Raw genomic sequence first — 19,332 nt, 5'->3', positions numbered from 1 at the left:
CGAGCATGATCTTCATTACCGCCAAGTTCCGGGTGAAGCCGGAGCACGCCGACCAGTGGCCGCAGATCTCCGCCGGGTTCACCAACGCCACCCGCAACGAACCGGGCTGCCTGTGGTTCGACTGGTCGCGCAGCGTGGAAGACCCGAACGAGTACGTGCTGGTGGAGGCCTTCCGCGACGGCGAGGCGGGTGCCGCGCACGTGCAGAGCGAGCACTTCCGGCACGCGCAGCAGACGCTGCCGCAGCACCTGGTCGAGACGCCGCGGGTCATCAACGCCTCGCTGGACCAGGACGACTGGTCCCTGCTGGGTGAGATGGCGGTGGAGTGACCCCGTCAGGGGGCTGATCTGGAGGGCTTCGGGTGCCTGCGGCCCGGAGCCCTCTTCTCGCACTTGATAGGCAACCAAATGGCTGCCTATATTGGTGGGGAAGGACCGAGCGCCGCGAGAGAGGGGACGGCATGGACGAGGTCTTCCGCGCCCTGGCCGACCCCGGCCGGCGGCGACTGCTCGACAGCCTGCAACGCACCGACGGGCAAACGCTGCGCGAACTGTGCGGCGAGCTGGAGATGACCCGCCAGTCGGTGAGCAAGCACCTCGCCGTCCTGGAAGCCGCATCGCTGATCACCACCACCCGGCGGGGCCGCGAGAAGCTCCACCACCTCAACACCGCACCCATCGCGGCGGTCTCCGAACGCTGGATCAGCCGCTACCACCAGCACCACGTCCACGCCCTGCACGACCTGGCCACCACCCTGGAGAACCCCGTGCCCGACACCGATTTCGTCTACCAGACCCACATCCGCACCACACCGGAGACGCTGTGGGAAGCGCTCACCAGCCCGGAGTTCACCCGCCGGTACTGGGGAGTGAGCCTGCGCAGCGACTGGCAGGCCGGCTCTCAGATCACCTGGGAGGAGAACTCCGCCACCATCACCCATCCCGAGCAGGTCGTCCTGGAAGCAGACTCGCCCCGCCGCCTGGCTTACACGTGGCACACCTTCACCACCGAATGGGCCGCAGGCAACGGCATCAGCGAAGACCTGCGCGCACGACTGGCCGCCGAACCCCGCAGCAAGGTGGTCTTCGACATCGAACCGGCCGGCGCGGAGACGGTGAAGCTGACCGTGACCCACACCGACCTCATCAGCGATTCCACGCTGCGCTCGATGATCAGCCAGGGCTGGCCCGCCCTGATCTCCAGCCTGAAAACCCTGCTGGAAACCGGTACGGCACTCCCGCAGCACTGACGCCCGGCCTCACACCGCCAGGCCCAGCCACAGCGAACCCGCCGCCAACCCCAAGAACAGCACCGCCGGAGCACTCGTGCTCCACGTCCGGGCGCGGGCGTGCACCACCATCGCGCCGACGAAGAACACCACCAGACCTGCCGCCGCCAGCGCCCCGATCACCGGCACACCCACCAACCCGGCCAGCAGCCCCACGGCCCCAGCACCCTTGAGCACCCCCAGCGTCGGCAACCACCCCACAGGCACACCGTTGGCCTCGGCGTTGTCCCGGACCTGCCGGTAACCGGCGAGGTCCAGCCCCGCGCTGACCGCGTTGAACAGCGCGGTCACGGCCACCACGACCACGTAGACGACGAACATCACCCACATCCCTTCACGACCGGTCCTTGCCCCGCATGACGCGCGGCAGGCCCGCAATGTGACCGCCGCGCAGCTGGGGGAGCAGACCCGCCATCGTGCGGGCCAGCTGGATCGGACCGGGCTGGTGGCCGTCGGACTGCGCGCAGAGCACGACGTGGTCGGCGCCTGCCCGAAGGTGTGCCGCCACGTCCTCGGCGACCGTGCCGGGTTGCCCGCTCGAGGTGACGGCGTCGACGAACCGGTCGCCGAGACCGGTGATGTCGGCGTCGGCGAACCCCATGCGACGCATGTTCGCCGCATAGCCGGTCACCTCCGAACCGACCAGGAAGCCCAGCGGGCCCCGCAGCGTCTCCCGGGCTCGGGACCGGTCCTCATCGAGCGCCACCAACTGGCAGACGACCAGAACGGCGTCGGGCCCCAGCCGCGCACGCGCCTGAGCCGTGTACTCCGGCGTGACCAGCATGGTGATCGCGCCCGCCGCACTGTCGCGCGCCAGATCCAGCTTGCGCGGACCGAGCGCGGCCAGCAGCCGCCTCGACGCGGGAATCCGACCGTCCAGCCCGTCCAAGACCTCCCGGGTCGCCGAGACAGGACGAGCCTGCAACCCGCCGAAACCGGTGAACAGCCTCCCCGGCGCCTCGGCCTCCACCCGCTCGAACAGCTCCGCCACCTCGTCGGCACCGAACCGGTCCAGCGGGATGATCCCCGGCGCCACCGCCACCGTCCGGGTCGCACGCACCAGCTCCGCGAGCGGATCGAGGGTGTCCAGCTGCCCGCCCAGCACCCACAGCGCCGTGTAGCCGAGGGCTTCGGCTTCCGCGGCCTGCCGCAGGTGATCACCATCCCGGTCGACGTCCAACGCCACACCGACCCGGCCCGCACTCCACTCGCCACGCACGTGAACTCCTTCCGCCGTCGTCGAAGTCACGCTAAAACCTCGACATAACTGGAAGTCAACGCTCGTGGCCGCCGCCCGCACCCCACCGGTCAGCCTCAGGCCCCTGAACGGCCGGTGAACCCCACGCGAACCACCGTCAATCAGCCGAAGAGACTATTGCCCTGCTCCCCACGTCCACACCAAGGTGATCACCGCACAGCGCCGACCAGCTCAATGGGGGAGACCACCATGCCGTTGACGTCCTACGGCGTGCTCAGCGCACGCGTCATCGACGTCCGCCGCGAAACCGGCGACACCCCGCACTACCAAATCCACCTCGTCGACAACGACGACCGCCACTACCGCGCCGCGGTCAACGTCGAATCCAGCCAACAGCCCTCAGACCTGCTCTACTTCGCCGCCGACAACCTCCAGCACCCGCTCACCGCCGCACTCCCACCCGCAGGCTCAGGCTGGAACAAGCTCGACTCCCAACCCGGCGGCGCCGCACTCGACTACTTGCGCGCCAACGTCGTCACCCGCGAGCAGATGCGGCCCGTCCCACCCGACGCCGAAGGCCCCAACAACGACCTCGCCGACTTCCTCGACCACTACGTCCGCCGCGCCCAGCAAGACCCCACCGCCACCGCCTACCTCTACGGCGAACCCTGGGGACCCGAAGACAACCCCGACAAGATCTTCGGCTTCCAACCCGGCAACGGCGTCCACAACGTCCACATGAACCAGGGCAACAGCGAGCAGTACCAGGAAGACGACGGCGTCTGGCAGGACGGCGGACTGCTCCTGCACTTCGGTGACGAGAACCGCTGGGTCGCGGTCTTCATGGCCTTCCAAACCCAGTCCTGGCACACCGACGACGAGACCGGCCACGCCCTGCCGGCACCCGAAGACACCGAAACCGCCTCGATCCGGGTCGTGGCCGCCATGGTCAACCCCGTCGGAGGCGGCAGGGAGAACGAAACCATCACCCTGCTCAACACCTCCGACCACACGATCTCCCTCGCCGGCTGGACCCTCGCCGACGCCCGGAAGAACACCATGCCCCTGCCGGTGCCCGACATCGCAGCCGGCCAAACCCTGCAGATCCCGGCAACCGAGCACTTCGAACTCGGCAACGACGGCGGCCAGATCACCGTCCTGGACCCCCACGACCTCAAGGTCCACGGCGTCACCTACACCGCCGAACAGGCCGCCACCGAAGGCCGCACAGTCCAGTTCTGAGCCACCAGCAGGTGACCGGTCACGCACCCACCCGACCGGTCACCTGCAACGCCCTCACCAGAGTCAACACGAGCGCGAAGACCGAAAATCGCCAGCACTCGGCCGCGTGGCGGGCCAGCATCGGCAGGACCGCATCCCCGGAGGTCCGATGAGCACCCACCGCCCGCTGCTGGAACACACCGCCGCGCACGCCGCGTCATTCCTCGACGGCCTCCAGGACCGACCGGTCGCGGCCAGCGCGACCCCGGCGCAACTGCGCGAGGCGCTGAAGCGGGATCTACCGGAGCGGGGCTGCGACGACACGCAGGTGATCGACGAGCTCGTGCGCGACAGCGACGCCGGTGTGCTCGCCAGCGCAGGAGGCCGGTTCTTCGGCTGGGTGATCGGCGGTGGACTGCCCGCAGCACTAGCCGCCGACTGGCTGACCTCGACCTGGAACCACAACGCCGCGCTGCACGCATGCCGCCCCGCCGCAGCGATCATCGAAGAGATCACCGGCGACTGGCTCGCACGACTCCTGAACCTACCGGCGCAAGTCTCGTTCGCCTTCACCACCGGCGCCCAGCAGGCCCACGTCACCGCGCTGGCCGCCGCACGCCACCAACTGCTGGGTGATCAGGGCTGGGACGTCGAACGCCAGGGACTCGTGGGAGCACCGGGCTTGCGGGTGCTCACCTCCGGTGATGAGCACGCCTCGATCCGGCGAGCCGTTCGCCTCCTGGGGCTGGGCACCAACTGCCTGCGCAGCACCGGCGGCGACGAACACGGGCGCATGGACCTGGCCGCGCTAGAACGAGAGCTCGCCGAACCGCACGGCCCGACGATCGTGTGCCTGCAAGCAGGGGAGATCAACACCGGCGCGTTCGACTCCTTCACCGAGGCCTGCCAGATCGCCCACCACCACGGCGCATGGGTCCACGTTGACGGCGCTTTCGGACTGTGGGCCGGGACCAGCGACCGCTACCGCCACCTGCTCGACGGCATCGAGCACGCCGATTCCTGGACCACCGATGGCCACAAGTGGCTCAACGTGCCCTTCGACTCCGGGCTCGTCTTCGTGGCCCACCCCGAGGCGCACCACGCAGCGATGTCCACCCGCGCCGACTACCTCATCCACGCCGACCAGCACGACGACGCGCAACAGCCCGCGCGCGACGAGATCGACTGGAACCCCGAGTGGTCACGACGCGGGCGGGCGGTGCCGGTCTACGCCGCGATCCGGGCACTGGGCCGGCGTGGCATCGCGGAGATGGTCGAGCGCTGCAGCGACCACGCGCACCGACTGGCAACCGGGATCGGAGCCCTCGAAGGTGCGCAGCTGCTCGTCACGCCTGAGATCAACCAGGGCCTCGTGCGCTTCCTCGACCCCGAAGGCCGGCACGACGCACGCACCGAGCAGGTCATCGAAGTGGTCCAACGCTCCGGGCAAGCGTGGTTCGGCCCGACGACGTGGAACGGGATGCGGGCCATGCGCATCTCGGTGGTCAACTGGCGCACCAGCGACGAAGACGTCACCCGCGCCATCGCCGCCGTGCGCGAGGCGCTGCGCACCACCGCGTGAGGCCACGCGCTCAGCTCGAAACGGCCGCCCGGCCCGCCGCCTCGATCCCACGCGACAGATCCGCCGCCTGCTCACCAGACAGCACCACGGTCATTCTCCGGCCACTGACCAGCGTGAACGTCAACGACTCCGCGTCGACCTCCACGCACCCGGCAACACGCTCCCGCACCAGCGAATCCGCCGAACTCTCCGCAGCACCCTCGAACAGCGGCAGGTTCGCGGCCATCTCCACCACGCACCACGCCGCCGTCCAAAACGCCTCGCGATCCCGGAAATCCACCCGGCTGCAGGTCAGCTCCCGACCCAACCCCGAGGAACCCACCCGCGCCTTGACCCGGCCCGCACCCGCAGCGGCCTCCCAAATCGCGAACACCGTCACGTTGTTGGCCAACCGCATGCGATAGGTCTCCCGCCCCTGAGAACGGGCCAACTCCCAACCATCCACCATCTCGGGCCAAGCGTCGTTCACCACGGCACTCCTCTCGAACCGGCGCACTCACCGCTCCGACGCACCACACCCCGAACCCGGTTCCACCCGACCCATCACCCCGCAGACGCCACCGCGAACTCCACCGCCGTGCGCCCCTCCGACACCCGCGACGAACCGGACACCACCAACCCGCACCCACCGGCCAACTCCACCAGCTCCTCCACCGTGCGCTCCCGACCCCCGAAGCACATCAACATGAACAAGTCCATCGCCGTACCCACCGCCCGACCCCGCACCGGTTCGATCACCACCACCGCACCGCCAGGCCCCGCAGCCCGACAACACCCCTCCAAGATCACCCGAGCATGCTCGTCATCCCAGTCGTGCACGATGTCCGACAACACGTAAACATCCCCACCAGCCGGCAGAGCACCGAAGAAGCTCCCCGCAACAGCCACCGCCCGATCCCGCATCCCAGCGGCCGCGAACCGCTCACCAGCCGCCGCAGCAGCAGGCGCCAGATCCACCACCCGCCCCCTCACACCAGGGTGGGCGCGCAGGATCTCCACCAGCAACAACCCATCACCACCTCCCACGTCCACGACGTCCCCGAAGCGACCCCAGTCGAACTGCTCGGCGATCTGCGGTGCCTGCGCGCGAAACCGCCAGCTCATCTGGGCGTCGAACGTCCGCCGCAACTCCGGGTGAACATCGAGATCCGACCAGAAATCCCGCCCGTACCGCCGCGGATACGCAGGTGCCCCCGTGGTCACCGTCCCGAGAAGCTCGACGAAAGCCAGCTCCGCACGACCACCAGCGCTGTTGATGTCCAGCAGCAAATTGATGCCGTCCCGCCCGGCCTCACCCATCTGAGCACCGAGCCGCGTGGGCCGAAACCGTCCCGAGAGCGCATCGAAGTCGAAAACACCGACCGCGACCAGGTGATCCAGCAACCGCCGCAGAGCAGACGCACACGCCCCGACCTCCGCAGCGAGCCGCTCCGCCGTGGCACCCCCGTCCCCGGCACGCTCGACCAACCCCAACGTCGCAGCCACCCGGATCGACATCGGCGTCACCAGATCAGCCATCTCCCGAACCGACCGCACAGACCCACTCCCTCCGCACAACAACCACCACCGGCTTCGGCAACCCGCACCCAGAAAAAACGGCCACACCGCGTGGCCCACCTCGAACGACCATCCCAGCTCCGCCCGCTCCCGCACCAGCTCCTCCGGACGGAGCTCGACAGGAGCCGTTCCACTCGCGGGCATGCGGCGGAATCACTACAGGACGCCGGCACTCCTGCCATGATCGAGGGGTGACCGCATACGTGATCTCCGAGGTCCAGATCGTCGACGAGTCGTCACTCGGCAGGTACCAGTCCCTCGCCGAAACGTCCCTCGCCCAGTACGGCGGGCGCTACCTCGCCAGAGGCGGCACGACCGAGGTCGTCGAAGGCGCCCGGCCAGCCGGACAACGCGTGATCGTCGCCGAGTTCGCCTCCCTGGAGCGCGCACACGAGTGGTACGCCTCGCCCGAGTACGCCGAAGCCCTCCGGGTGCGGGAGCACGCGCTCGACAGACGCGTCACGTTCGTCGACGGCCTCTGACACGAGCAACCGGCGCGGAACACCCACGAGGACCCCGAGCACCGACAACACCGGCCTCACCTCAGGTGCCGGGTAAAAACCGCGTGGCCGCCAGCCCCTCGGAAGCCGGAACACCGGTGTGCCCGCCCATGTTGGCGTGCAACGACTTCTCCTCCGAACCGAAAGCGTCGAACAACTCCAGCGACGCCCACCGGTCATTGCCCTCGTCATCCCACTGCAACAACACGCGCAGCGGCACCCTCACCCTCCCGGCCTCCTCGACCGTCACCCGAGGCACCACGCTCCCGGCGAACAGAACCGCCGCCGCAATGCGCGGCTCGACCACCAGGAGCCGGACACCCAGCGAGATCACCCCACCGGACAAGCCGACCGGACCACCGATCTCCGGCAACAGCAGCACAGCGTCCAACAACGCCCGCCATTCCGGAACCGCCGCTTCGACCAGCGGCACCACCAGAGACTCCACGAGCGCATCACCCACCGGCTCACCGGCCGCCCGCGCCCGCCACAGCTGCGCCCGAGCCCGCTGCACGCCGGGCAACGGCGGCCGATCGCCGCTTCCCGGAAGCTCGAGGGTGACTGCGGCCAAACCCACCGCCGCACAGGCCTCCGCCCGGGCCACCAGTCGCGGATACATCGCGGCCACACCCAGGGGAGGGAGACCGAGCAGAACCAGCGGCACCGGCTCGGACTCGGACGCGCACGCCGGCTTCCACAGAATGCCGGGAACCCCGGCCAGGGTGAATCCGCGTTCGACAACACCGTCATCGAGACGGGCCTCAGAAATGACATGCATGGTCGTGCCTCTCGGGAGTCGCTGCAACGGCGCTCCCGGACGACCTGCCTATCGCCCGACCGCGGCCCGGGAGGGGAGCGCCCACGTCAACACTGCGATCACGGGTACCACCTCCTCGAGAAGTCTCACGGCCACCGAGAACCTAGCACCCACCACCCGGCCACTCCACCGAATTGCGCCAGGGGAGCACCAGATCCACACGCGGGACACGATCAGGGTTCACCCCGAGGCAACCGCACCTCGCCAACGCCACACTCCCGGTATGCGACCAACCCGGCTCACCGCACTCGCCCTCACCACCACCGCCGCGGCCCTCACCACGCTCGGCGCCACCGCCGCACCACCCCGACCCGCGCTCCCCGAACCCACCGGAGCACTGCCCATCGGCCACACACGCCTGCACCTCGTCGACCACCAACGCCCCGACCCCTGGGTCCCGCAACAACCACGCGAACTCATGACCACCCTCTGGTACCCCACAGCACACCCCGACCGGCCACCAGCGCCATACCTCACCCCGGCCGAATCCCGCGCAACCCTCGACTACCTCGAAGGCCTCCCCGAACTACCCGACGACACCCTCAGCACCACCCGCACTCACGCTCACACCAACGCACCACCGACCGCACCCACCCTCCCGCTCATCGTGCTCTCACCCGGCTTCAAGCAACCCCGCGCCGCACTCACCGGCCTCGCCGAAGACCTCGCCAGCCGCGGCTACACCGTCGCCGCCATCGGGCACAACTACGAATCCGTCGCCACCGAATTCCCCGACGGACGCCTCACCACCTGCCTCGCCTGCGAGCTCAACGACCAGACCACCGTCCAACGCACCCGCGCCGACGACGTCACCTTCCTGCTCAACGAACTACCCGAGCGAACACCACTGCGCCCGAACCGGATCGGCATGGCCGGCCACTCCACCGGCGGCGCCAGCACCACCCAAGTCCTGCACAACGACCCCCGCGTCACCGCAGGCATCAACCTCGACGGAACCTTCGCCCCGCCCCTCACCGACGACCTCGACCGCCCCTTCATGCTCATCGGCGCCCCCGCACACCGGCCCGGCGGCATCGACCACACCTGGGACACCAGCTGGACCCACCTCACCGGCTGGCGACGCTGGCTCACCGTCGCAGCGACCGACCACGCCTCGTTCACCGACTTCTCAAGCCTCTTCGAACAGCTCGGCAGCAAGCTGCCCGGCGAAGACCTCGACAGCCACCGCACCACGAAGATCACCCGCGACTACGTCGCCGCCTTCTTCGACCACCATCTGCGCGGCCTCCCGCAACCGCTCCTGGACGGCCCCACACCCCACAACCCCGAAGTCATCTTCGAACACCACGACCAGCGCTGAGCGCACTCACCGGCGCAGGCTCTCCCGACGCGACTCCACCGCCAACGCCACCAGACCCGCAGCCGCGCCCCAGACCGCGTTGACCAGCAGCACCATCACGACACCGATGTCACCAGGCGTGGCCAGCGGCCCGCTCAGCTCACCGTCCAAGATCGGCGAGAGCACCGCGCTCAGCACCACCGCCAGCACCCCGTACACCAGCCCCGCGCAGGTCAAGGTCAGCACGGGACGAGCGCTGCGCCGCCACACCACCACCGCGATCCAAGCGGCCGAGATCAGGACCGTCAGCAACACCGGCCCCACCGGTCTGCCGAGCAGGTCCATCCCGCCCGTGATGTTCAGGATCGGCCGCACCAGGGCGAACACCCCGAGCAGCACGATCAGCGACCAGTTCAACGCAGGCGCGGAAGGAGTAGTCATGCCGTCAAGCTAGGCGGCCGGCGCCGCCCACGGATCCGGGAAGAACCCGACCCCACCCCGAGAACCCGCCAAGCCAGGGGAGGGGAGCTTTCCCCGTCAAGTCCTCGCCACAGAAAATGAAACATGTTCTACTTGGGTGCATGGCGAACAAGCATGAACCCGACGACGAATGCGACGTCCTCGTCATCGGATCCGGCGCAGGCGCACTCACCGGCGCCTACACCGCCGCCCGCGAAGGACTGTCGGTCATCGTGGCCGAAGCATCAGCCCACTTCGGCGGCACCACCGCCTACTCCGGCGGCGGCATGTGGTTCCCCTGCAACGCCGCACTCCAACGCGCAGGCGACACCGACACCCTCGACGACGCCCGCACCTACTTCCACGCCGTCGTCGGCGACCGCACACCCACCGCACTCCAGGACGCCTTCCTCAACACCGGCGCCCCGCTCATCGACTACCTCGAAGCCGACACCGACTTCAAGTTCGCACCCTTCCCGTGGCCCGACTACTTCGGCTCCGCACCCAAAGCCAGCCCCACCGGACGCCACATCATGGCCAAACCCGTCAAACCCGAGAAGCTCGGCGCACTCCGCGACCACCTGCGCCCACCACTGGGCACCGAACGCGCCGGAGAACCCCTGCCCGACGGACTCTTCGGCGGCCAAGCACTCCTCGCACGACTGCTCATCGCCCTGACCAAACAGCCCAACACCGACCTCCGACGCAACGCCACCTGCGACGAACTCCTGCTCACCGACGGCACCACCACCGGCGCCGTGGTCATCCAGGACGGCCAACGCCGCCACATCCACGCCCGCACCGGCGTCCTCATCGCCGCAGGCGGCTTCGAGCACAACCAGCCGATGCGCGACGAACACGCCGTCCCCGGCACCAGCCGAGACGCCATGGGACCACCCAGCAACCGCGGCCTGGCCACCCTCGCCGGCATCGCCGCAGGCGCCGACACCGACCTCATGTCCGAAGCCTGGTGGTCACCCGGCATCACCCACCCCGACGGCGCCTCCACCTTCTCCCTCTGGCTCACCGGCGGCATCTTCGTCGACGAGCACGGCGACCGGTTCGTCAACGAATCCGCCGCCTACGACCGCATCGGGCGCACCGTGCTCGACCGCATCGCCGACGGCCAGATGACCCTGCCCTTCTGGATGATCTACGACGACAGGGCAGGGGAGAGGCCCCCGGTCCAGTCCACCAGCGTGCCCATGGGCCCCACCCAGGACTTCGTCGACGCAGGACTCTGGCACACCGCCGACACCCTCGACGAACTCGCCACCAAGATCGGCGTCCCCGCCGACGCCCTCGCGCGCACCGTCGACCGGTTCAACACCTTCGCCGCCGACAAGACCGACGAGGACTTCCACCGCGGCGACGAACCCTTCGACCGCGTCTTCACCGAAGGCACCTCACCGCTGGTCCCCATCGAGAAGGGCCCCTTCCACGCGGCAGCCTTCGGAGTCTCCGACCTCGGCACCAAGGGAGGCCTGCGCACCGACGAACACGCCCGCGTGCTGGACACCCAGGGCCAGGTCATCCCCGGCCTCTACGCCGCGGGCAACTCCATGGCCGCCGTCTCCGGAACCACCTATCCCGGCGGCGGAAACCCCATCGGCGCCTGCATGGTCTTCAGCCACCTCGCCGCCCTCGACATGGCCAAGCACAGGGGAGGGGAGTAGCTGCCGTTCAACGACACCTGACCACTTTCGGTGACTAGTGGAGCAGAAGCCTCTTGCCCGTTCACCGCATTGTGGGACGTTACTGACCAGTTGGCCTATCGGACGTCACAGCGGGTATCTACTCTCGGGTGGGTCAGTAACTCATCAGTGGATACCGAAAGCGAGAGGGTCATGTTCAAGGCTGAGGTCGTTCATAAGGGTGTCACGCACAAGGGGATCTCTAGCATCTGGAACAGCCGAGTCAAGACCGCGTGCGGATTGAGGCTGCCCGAGAAGGCTTACGTGGACTGTAACCGCTTCACCTTCGGCGAGACCGACTGCCCTGATTGCCTCAGCGCGAGCTGACTCGACCTTCCCGGTCGACGCACCCGGGGAACTGCCGAGCGGGGGGCGGCCTTTTCGCTGAAGAGGTGGCCTCCGAACACTTTGCTGGTAAGGCTGCGTATCTGATCTCGCACTAATCGGTAGATCTGGCAGGCCGGGCTGTGGCGTAGCGGGTCCAAGGTTGTGCGTGGAGCAGCAGAAGGTGCGCATTGCTCGGTGGAAGCAAGTCCACAGGTCCGCCCCTGACGAGCTTGACTTCGGAGTGTCCGAGCAACCTCACTTGGACGGCGCCTGCCAGGTAGCTGGATGCCCCATCACCAGCCGTTCAACGAGCCTGGTGAGCGAATGATCTTGGTTGACGCCAGGAGCCAGGGTCAAGCGCACATCTCGTGAGTCCGGGTCATTGGTCCACGTGGAGGTGCCGGACGACTCAAACGTTGCCCGCCCATTGTGTACGTTGAAGAAGCGGCCGCGACCCCGTGCCAGATAGAGGAGCGCGATCTCGTCATACGCCGGATCCGTCTTGGCCACGCCGGGCTGAAGAGGGTTCGAGGCGATGTTGTTGACGTAGTAGCCCATGCGGACCGGGTGATGGAGCGCGAGCTTGTTGTAGGCCTCGCCGGCCGGCACGCGCCAGCCCTGCTCGTTGCCGACGAACGTTTTCGGAATGGGCAGCTGGTCGAGCTTCTCGAACACGGCCTGCGTCAGGCCGGGATACCAGGCGTGTGCGTTGTACTCCGCGCCGACGCCGTTGCTGGTGGAAGCATGCTGCGAGACGGCGAGTGGGAAGAAGGTGTTGGGCGGGTTGTTGTTGTACTCCGCCTCGTAATAGGCGAGGTCGGCGGCGGTCAAGGGCTTGCCGAAGGCGCCCATCATCATGACGAAGCGGCTCACCTTCGCGCGCACCAGCTGCATGCCGGTCAAGGGCGAGTAGGCATCGGGACCGGAGTTGAGCAGTGCCTTGAGGTTGAAGAGCTGGCCGGCGGTCATGATGGTAACGCTGTGATCCTGCTGGCCCGCCAGCATTTTCCGGTACAGCCCGACACTGTTCGGCACCTGATCGAAGGTCCTCGGATTCCATGACGCGTACCGCGCGGCGATGGTGCGGCTTGCCGGGAACATCGCGTGCGCCACCTCGGACGAGGGCTTCACGTACCGGTCGTAGCCTTTGTCTGACGGATCCTTGAACGTGCTGATCGGGATCCTGTGTCCGTACCATTGATTGAATACGTCGACCACCTCGACGTTGCTGCGTTCCGGCATCGTGGCCATGATGCCGAGTAGGTTGATCTCACCGGTGTCATGCAGGTTGTGCAGCATCGCCAGTGTGCTGAAGTCACAGGGATCGGGCCCCACGTCACCATCGAAGATGACCTTGGGAGCTGCTTCACTCGATGTTGGGGAGGGCATACGCCCAACCGTGACGGCGGCGGTCGTGCCGTTGGAATGGCCGAGGGCAGCGGGTGCAGGCGTCGCCATGCCGGCTGCCAGGGCGAAGGCCAGGACAGCGACACTGGCACGACGAACGCGGCAAAGACCCGTGGTGCCCAGCATGGAAGCAAGCGCCACCCGCACAGCTAGAACCCGTTTCACAGTGCGTAAAACGAACGGTCCCAGCGATAGTTACGGCGGCGCGGCATGTCTATGCGATCACCGATCGCATAGATGCACTGCTTGTAGGGCAGGGCGCTGATGGAGCCCCCGAGTTGGCGCCCCGTTACCGTGTTGCCTCAGGTCACGAGCGGATTCGTCGTTGCCGGCGGGGCGGCGGAGGGCCCACTATGCACAATTCACTTAACATAATGTGCATTATCGGCATTACGGGGACCTGCGGCGATGAGGCTGAGAGGGGCTGCTGCGCAGTGCTTGTCGGCTTGTGCGCAGTCGGCGCCGACGTGCCGCGCGGGTCGAGCGCGCGCTGGGGACGCCGTGGGGCTCTGGCGGTGACCGGCCGACCGCCGGGGCGCCTCGGTTCAGGTCGCTGAGCGCGCGCCGATCAGCTTCGAGGGCTCGGCCAGCTCGTGGTCGTTCCTGCGGCGTCGACCAGGCCGGCAAGTACGGCTCGATCGCCGATCGGCCGGGATCCCCCTGGTTCGCCGTGACCCCTATGAACCACTAATAGCGTCACAGTGACGTAACTGGGTTGGTCTGGCTGGACCTCGAAATGCAGGGCCAGTCAGGGCATCTGACCTTCATCGATCACCAGGTCAGAGCGCGTCGGCCTCGCCGCGCCGACCGCGGGCCGTGGCAGCACCGGGACGAACCTGACGTTGAGGTTCGCGAGGAACAACATCCTGGGAGGAGCTGCTGGGGATGCCGACCGGCGGCCGCGGTGGCGCTTCGATCCCCCGGAGGAAGACGCCCTCAGCGTCGGCTCACCACATCTCCAATTCGTGGATAACGTAGATTATGCAGCACTTATCATGATCGACTTATCAAAACGCTTGCCGCACCGCATGTCTGGCTCGCTCCTCAGTCTGGTTTCCCGCAGCCGCGGTTGAGGAAGGCTGCTCGCCCTTCTCCTCCGCACTCGGAGCGAGACCTCCGGCCGCTCCCCTCCTGGCGTCCTGGCACCGCTACCCCACCCCAGCCTTTCGAACACTCTTCGAACACGCCCTCGATCGGCCCTGAACTGCGCAGATGGTCCCACTACGGGAGCCATCGAGAGGCGTAGCCGGGGCGGTCCACGTAGGGCAGGCCCAGCAGGGCCAGGGTGGGACAGCCGCGTTGATCTTCCGGCGGGTAGCTGTCGCCGAGCACGTCGCACGGCCCGCGGCCGGTGCCGCAGTCCTGGTGCTGGGTGAGCACGCGGGTTTTGAGCTCGCACTCCCGGAAGCCGCGCTGAGGGCCGATGTGGCAGCGGTGGACGGCGTTGCCGCTCTCCTCGTCGTGGCGGTCCTGGCCGTGCAGCTCCAGGTCGATGTGGATCTGGCGGCGCAGGAACTGGACGAAGCGGTCCATCGTGTGCGGTCTCCCCTGGTTCCCCGGCCGGGTCGGCCCGTTGTCGATCTCGGTCCATAGCGGTGACGCGCGGGGTGCCGGGTGATGACGTGTTGCGGCGGACTTGTCGTTTGGTTACTTCTTTGCGAACTCGTGGCGGCTTATCGCCAGGAATTCCCCATCACGTGATCGGCTGCGTAGCGTGGCGATCCCCGGGGGCACGGGCCCTGTTTCGTGATCGCTGACCGGATTTCGGGAGTGGGAAGAGTTATGGCGCAACGAGAAGTACGAGTGGCTCGACGTGCGGTGCTGGCCGGCGGCCTGGCGGTCTCGGCGGTGGGATTCGCCGGTTTGCCCGCGGGTGCGGCGGTGCGGAGCTCGGCGGCTCCGTCGATCTCCTCGACGTCGGACTGGAAGGCCCGGGACGCCTCCGGCTCGATCGAGGTGCTGGACTCGAAGCCGACGAAGATCATCGTGCACCACACGGCGACGCCCAACAGCGACGACACGTCGCAGTCGCACGCCTTCGAGTTATCCAGACAGATCCAAGACTTTCACATGGACTCCAACGGCTGGTCGGACACGGGCCAGAACTTCACCAACTCCCGCGGCGGCCACCTGATGGAGGGCCGGCACAAGAGCCTCTCCGCGCTGAAGGGCGGTTCGCAGCACGTCAAGGGTGCGCACGCCGGTGAGCAGAACTCGGTGGCGCTGGGCATCGAGAACGAGGGCACCTACACCTCGGCGTCGGTCCCGGGATCGCTCTGGGATTCGCTGGTGTCGTTGTGCTCGTACATGGTCTCGCAGTACGGGATCGAGCCGGGCGCGATCTACGGGCACCGCGACTACATGTCGACCGAGTGCCCCGGTGATGTGCTCTACAAGCGGTTGCCGGAGCTGCGCGAGTCGGTGGGCAAGGCGACCGGCAAGGTCGTGGTGCAGCCGCTGAGCTGGACGCTGTTGCGCCCGGGTGCGCAGGGGCCGAACGTGACGGCGTTGCAGATGCTGTTGGGTGCGCGCGGTCTGTCGGTGCCGGTGGACGGTGTGTTCGGTGAGGCGACGCAGCGGGCGGCGTCTCGGGTGTCGGTCGAGCGGGGTGCGAGCGGTCCGTCGTGCTTCGGTGCGCGGTTGGACGAGCCGGGGTTGTTCGGCGGGTTGGCGTGGGAGGTCGTGACGCCGGGGCTGGGTTCGGGTTCTGGTGGTGAGGCGGTGCGTGCGGCGCAGGTGTTGTTGACCTCGCGTGGGCATTACGTGCCGGTGGATGGCGTGTTCGGTGATCGGATGGTGTCGGCTGTGCGTGATTTCCAGGCGACGAGCGGTCTGGTCGTGTCGGGTGGTGTGGATCGGGCGAGTTGGCAGGGTTTGCTGGCCTGAGTCCTCTCCCCTGTTGTGTGCCCGGGGTGGATCGCGGTGCGGTCCACCCCGGGTTTTTTCATGCGCGGGTGATGCGGAGGGTGCGGATTTCGAAGGGGCGGAGTTTGAGGGGTGTGTCGGGTGGTTGGGGGTCGTGGGTGGGGCGTTCGAGGAGGTCGGTGCGGGTGATGGTGGCTGCGGGGAAGCTGGTGGTGAGGTGGGTGCGGGCTTGGGCGCCTCGGGCTTCGTAGAGGCGGACGATGAGGTCGCCGCTGTGGTCGTCGGCGAGTTTGACGGCTTCGGTGATGACGTTCGGGTTGTCGAGGGTGATGAGGGGTGTGACGGGGTGGGTGCCGTTGCGGGTTCGGGTGGGGAGGTTGATGCGGTAGCCCTGGCGGGCGGATTCGGTGATGTCGGTGCCGATGCACAGGGCGTATCGGAGGGTGTGGTGGCCGTGGTCGGTGTCGGGGTCGGGGAATCGGGGTGCGCGCAGGAGTGAGAGGCGGACGGTTGTGGTGGTGGCGCCGTCGTCTCGGGTGTGGCGGGTGACGTCGTGGCCGTAGGTGGAGTCGTTGACGAGGGTGTGGCCGTAGCCGGGTTCGGCGACGTGGAGGTAGCGGTGGGCGCAGATTTCGAAGCGGGCGGCGTCCCATGAGGTGTTGGTGTGGGTGGGGCGCATGACGTGGCCGAATTGGGTTTCGGATGCGGAGCGGTCGGCGTGGACGTCGAGGGGGAATGTGGCTTTGAGGAGCTTCTCGGATTCGTGCCAGTCGATGTCGGTGGTGATGTCGAGGCGTTTTTCGTCGGGGGGCATGGTGAGGGTTTGGGTGAGGGTGGAGTTGCCGAAGCTGCGGTGGATGACGATGGCGTCGTCGGTGGTGTGGAGGGTGTCGATGTCGGTGAGGTCGTGGGTGGTGTTGCGGTAGAAGCCGTCGATGTCCCAGGCGTCCCAGTGGTTGGGGTGGTCTGGGTGGAGTTGGAGGAGGTTGGCGGGGGCGGCGAGTGCTTCGCGGTCGGCGTGGTGGTCGTGGAGGGAGGTGATGAGGCCGCGGGTGTCGATGGTGGCGCGGATGTGTCCGTTGTCGAGGGTGGTGGTGCCGTCGGGTTGGGTGTGCGGGGTGGTGGGTGCGGTGTGGGGTGTGGGTGCGGCTCCGAGGGCGGGGATGCCGTCGTGGGTGTGGGGTGTGGCGTTGAAGGTGATGGGTTGGTCGCCGTCGCCGGTGAGTGCGTGTTGGGCTTGGTCGATGAGGGTGGTGAGGCGGTGGGCGATGTCGGTGTAGGTGGCTTCGGCTTCGCGGTGGACCCAGGCGATGGAGGATCCGGGGAGGATGTCGTGGAATTGGTGGAGGAGGACTTGTTTCCAGAGGGTGTCTAGTTCGTCGTGGGGGTAGGGGGCGCCGGTGTTGAGGGTGGCGGTGGTGCACCAGAGTTCGGCTTCGCGCAGGAGGTGTTCGCTGCGTCGGTTGCCTTGTTTGGTGCGGGCTTGGGAGGTGTAGGTGCCGCGGTGGAGTTCGAGGTAGAGCTCGCCGGAGTAGACGGGTGGTTGGGTGTGGTCGGCTTGGGCGGTGGTGAAGAACTGGGCTGGGGTGTGGAGGTGGACTTGGGGTGAGCCTTCGAGGTTGTGGGTGCGGTGGGCGCGTTCGAGCATGTCGCGGGTGGGTCCTCCCCCGCCGTCGCCGTGGCCGAAGGGCAGGAGTGAGTGGTTGGCGTAGCCGTGTTCGGCGTAGTTGTTCTGGGCGCGGGCGAGTTCGGCTCCGGTGATTTCGGCGTTGTAGGTGTCGGCGGGTGGGAAGTGGGTGAAGATGCGGGTGCCGTCGATGCCTTCCCAGTGGAAGGTGTGGTGGGGGAAGCGGTTGATCTGGTTCCAGGAGAGTTTTTGGGTGAGGAACCAGGTGGAGCCGGATTGGTGGATGAGTTGTGGGAGTGCGGCGCTGTAGCCGAAGGAGTCGGGTAGCCAGACTTCTTCGGTTTCGATGTTGAATTCGTCGAGGAAGAAGCGTTTGCCGTGGATGAGTTGGCGGGCGAGGGCTTCGCCGCCGGGCATGTTGGTGTCGGATTCGACCCACATTCCGCCTACGGGGATGAATCCGCCTTGGTTGATGTGGTGGCGGACGCGGTCGTAGAGCTTGGGGTGGTGGTCTTTGATCCAGGCGAGTTGTTGGGCCTGGGACATGGCGAAGTGGAAGTCGTGGTGGTCGAGGAGTGTGGTGACGTTGGCGATGGTGCGGGCGACTTTGCGGATGGTTTCGCGGATGGGCCAGAGCCAGGCGGAGTCGATGTGGGCGTGGCCGACGGCGGAGATGTGGTGGGCGCTGGGGTGTGCGGGTGAGGTGAGGACGTCGGTGAGTTGGTGGCGGGCTTGGGTGGCGGTGCCGGGGATGTCGTGGAGGTCGAGGGTGTCGAGCATGCGTTCGAGGGCGCGGAGGATCTGGTGGCGGCGGGGCGAGTTCTCGGGGAGTTGCCGCATGAGTTGGTCGAGGACTTCGGCGTCGTGGTAGAGGGCGGCGGTTTCGGTGTGGCGGAGGGCGATGTGGGCTTGGTGGAGTTGGTAGAGGGGTGGGCCGTTGGGGGTGGGTTCGTCGCCGAGGTGGGTGGGTTGGAAGCCGCGGGGTCCGAGGATGTCGGGGTTGGCGGCGGCTTCGACGTAGAGGGTGTGGGTGCCGGGGGTGGATGGGAGTGGGAGGTAGGTGTTGAGGGGGTTGATGGCTTTGAGGGGTGTGCCGTCGGGGGTGTAGCAGAGGCCTTCGCATTGGAAGCCGGGGCGTTCGTCGGTGGAGCCGAGGTTGATGAGTGCTTCGACGGTGTGTCCGGCCCAGGTGTCGGGGATGGTGGCGGTGAGTCGGAACCAGGCGGTGCCCCAGGCGGGTCCCCAGGGTTGGCCGATGTGGGCGGGTTCGTAGGTGGCGTTGAGGGCTTCGGTGACGTGGACGGGTTCGCCCGGGGTGTGCCAGACGGCGATGTCCATGGGTTGGGTGTGGGTGTGTTGGGCGGGTTTGAGTCGTTGGTGCAGGACGCGGTCGAGGCGTTGTTCGACGATGTGGCGGTCGTCGTGCATGGGGCGGCTCCCTGGCTCGGCGCGTGGGTGTGGTGGTGATCATGCTGGCACATGGGTGGGGG

At 67.6% G+C, this 19,332-nt stretch carries 17 protein-coding genes; 8 read left to right on the top strand and 9 right to left on the bottom strand.

What is annotated here, in order from left to right; translation table 11 throughout:
- The first annotated feature begins 5 nt into the window (after nt 1-5).
- A complete protein-coding gene (locus FHU35_RS13575; RefSeq protein ID WP_145739212.1) occupies nt 6-329 on the top strand; it encodes a putative quinol monooxygenase in 324 nt (107 codons plus the stop codon).
- Nucleotides 330-460: 131 nt separating this feature from the next.
- Nucleotides 461-1,249 carry an ArsR/SmtB family transcription factor gene (locus FHU35_RS13570; protein ID WP_145739210.1) on the top strand — a complete coding sequence of 263 codons (789 nt, stop codon included), beginning with the start codon at nt 461-463 and terminating at the stop codon, nt 1,247-1,249.
- Between the two features lie 9 nt (nt 1,250-1,258).
- On the opposite strand, the gene FHU35_RS13565 is transcribed toward FHU35_RS13570, so the two are convergent.
- Together FHU35_RS13565 and FHU35_RS13560 are read right to left on the bottom strand one after the other, a co-directional pair.
- Nucleotides 1,259-1,609, bottom strand: coding sequence for a DoxX family protein (locus FHU35_RS13565; RefSeq protein ID WP_145739207.1), 351 nt, complete (start codon nt 1,607-1,609; stop codon nt 1,259-1,261).
- Between the two features lie 13 nt (nt 1,610-1,622).
- Nucleotides 1,623-2,507, bottom strand: coding sequence for a TIGR03620 family F420-dependent LLM class oxidoreductase (locus FHU35_RS13560; protein WP_145739205.1), 885 nt, complete (start codon nt 2,505-2,507; stop codon nt 1,623-1,625).
- A 228-nt stretch (nt 2,508-2,735) separates the two neighbouring features.
- Between FHU35_RS13560 and FHU35_RS13555 the strand changes: the two genes are divergently transcribed.
- Both FHU35_RS13555 and FHU35_RS13550 read left to right on the top strand, forming a co-directional pair.
- Nucleotides 2,736-3,728, top strand: a complete 993-nt coding sequence (locus FHU35_RS13555) for a DUF2278 family protein (protein ID WP_145739203.1) — start codon at nt 2,736-2,738, stop codon at nt 3,726-3,728.
- Nucleotides 3,729-3,876: 148 nt separating this feature from the next.
- Nucleotides 3,877-5,289 carry a pyridoxal phosphate-dependent decarboxylase family protein gene (locus tag FHU35_RS13550; protein ID WP_145739201.1) on the top strand — a complete coding sequence of 471 codons (1,413 nt, stop codon included), beginning with the start codon at nt 3,877-3,879 and terminating at the stop codon, nt 5,287-5,289.
- Between the two features lie 10 nt (nt 5,290-5,299).
- Here the strand turns inward: FHU35_RS13550 and FHU35_RS13545 are convergent, their stop codons facing one another.
- Both FHU35_RS13545 and FHU35_RS13540 read right to left on the bottom strand, forming a co-directional pair.
- Nucleotides 5,300-5,758, bottom strand: a complete 459-nt coding sequence (locus tag FHU35_RS13545) for a hypothetical protein (RefSeq protein ID WP_145739199.1) — start codon at nt 5,756-5,758, stop codon at nt 5,300-5,302.
- A 74-nt stretch (nt 5,759-5,832) separates the two neighbouring features.
- Nucleotides 5,833-6,807, bottom strand: a complete 975-nt coding sequence (locus FHU35_RS13540; RefSeq protein WP_145739197.1) for a methyltransferase — start codon at nt 6,805-6,807, stop codon at nt 5,833-5,835.
- A gap of 230 nt (nt 6,808-7,037) precedes the next feature.
- Here FHU35_RS13540 and FHU35_RS13535 point away from each other — a divergent pair, with 230 nt between their 5' ends.
- A complete protein-coding gene (locus FHU35_RS13535; RefSeq protein ID WP_145739195.1) occupies nt 7,038-7,328 on the top strand; it encodes a DUF1330 domain-containing protein in 291 nt (96 codons plus the stop codon).
- A gap of 61 nt (nt 7,329-7,389) precedes the next feature.
- On the opposite strand, the gene FHU35_RS13530 is transcribed toward FHU35_RS13535, so the two are convergent.
- A complete protein-coding gene (locus FHU35_RS13530; RefSeq protein ID WP_246110280.1) occupies nt 7,390-8,151 on the bottom strand; it encodes a dienelactone hydrolase family protein in 762 nt (253 codons plus the stop codon).
- Between the two features lie 235 nt (nt 8,152-8,386).
- Between FHU35_RS13530 and FHU35_RS13525 the strand changes: the two genes are divergently transcribed.
- Nucleotides 8,387-9,484: an alpha/beta hydrolase family protein gene (locus FHU35_RS13525; protein WP_145739193.1), complete on the top strand. Its 1,098-nt coding sequence runs from the start codon at nt 8,387-8,389 to the stop codon at nt 9,482-9,484.
- Nucleotides 9,485-9,490: 6 nt separating this feature from the next.
- Here FHU35_RS13525 and FHU35_RS13520 read toward each other — a convergent pair whose 3' ends face one another.
- Nucleotides 9,491-9,904 carry a hypothetical protein gene (locus tag FHU35_RS13520; protein ID WP_145739191.1) on the bottom strand — a complete coding sequence of 138 codons (414 nt, stop codon included), beginning with the start codon at nt 9,902-9,904 and terminating at the stop codon, nt 9,491-9,493.
- A gap of 140 nt (nt 9,905-10,044) precedes the next feature.
- On the opposite strand from FHU35_RS13520, the gene FHU35_RS13515 reads away from it, so the two are divergent.
- The gene (locus FHU35_RS13515) at nt 10,045-11,598 is read left to right on the top strand and encodes an FAD-binding protein (RefSeq protein WP_145739189.1); all 1,554 of its coding nucleotides are present in this window, start codon (nt 10,045-10,047) and stop codon (nt 11,596-11,598) included.
- Nucleotides 11,599-12,198: 600 nt separating this feature from the next.
- Here the strand turns inward: FHU35_RS13515 and FHU35_RS13510 are convergent.
- Nucleotides 12,199-13,497: a nucleoside hydrolase gene (locus tag FHU35_RS13510; protein WP_186459409.1), complete on the bottom strand. Its 1,299-nt coding sequence runs from the start codon at nt 13,495-13,497 to the stop codon at nt 12,199-12,201.
- Between the two features lie 1,074 nt (nt 13,498-14,571).
- The gene (locus FHU35_RS13505) at nt 14,572-14,883 is read right to left on the bottom strand and encodes a DUF6221 family protein (protein WP_145739185.1); all 312 of its coding nucleotides are present in this window, start codon (nt 14,881-14,883) and stop codon (nt 14,572-14,574) included.
- A 270-nt stretch (nt 14,884-15,153) separates the two neighbouring features.
- Between FHU35_RS13505 and FHU35_RS13500 the strand changes: the two genes are divergently transcribed.
- Nucleotides 15,154-16,236, top strand: coding sequence for a peptidoglycan recognition protein family protein (locus tag FHU35_RS13500; RefSeq protein WP_246110279.1), 1,083 nt, complete (start codon nt 15,154-15,156; stop codon nt 16,234-16,236).
- Between the two features lie 58 nt (nt 16,237-16,294).
- Here FHU35_RS13500 and FHU35_RS13495 read toward each other — a convergent pair whose 3' ends face one another.
- A complete protein-coding gene (locus FHU35_RS13495) occupies nt 16,295-19,270 on the bottom strand; it encodes an alpha-mannosidase (protein WP_145739181.1) in 2,976 nt (991 codons plus the stop codon).
- Between the last annotated feature and the right edge of the window lie 62 nt (nt 19,271-19,332).

The organism is Saccharopolyspora dendranthemae, from assembly GCF_007829955.1.
GTDB lineage: Bacteria > Actinomycetota > Actinomycetes > Mycobacteriales > Pseudonocardiaceae > Saccharopolyspora > Saccharopolyspora dendranthemae.
Note: the sequence above shows the minus strand (reverse complement) of the source record. Positions and strands in the feature narration are given on the sequence as shown.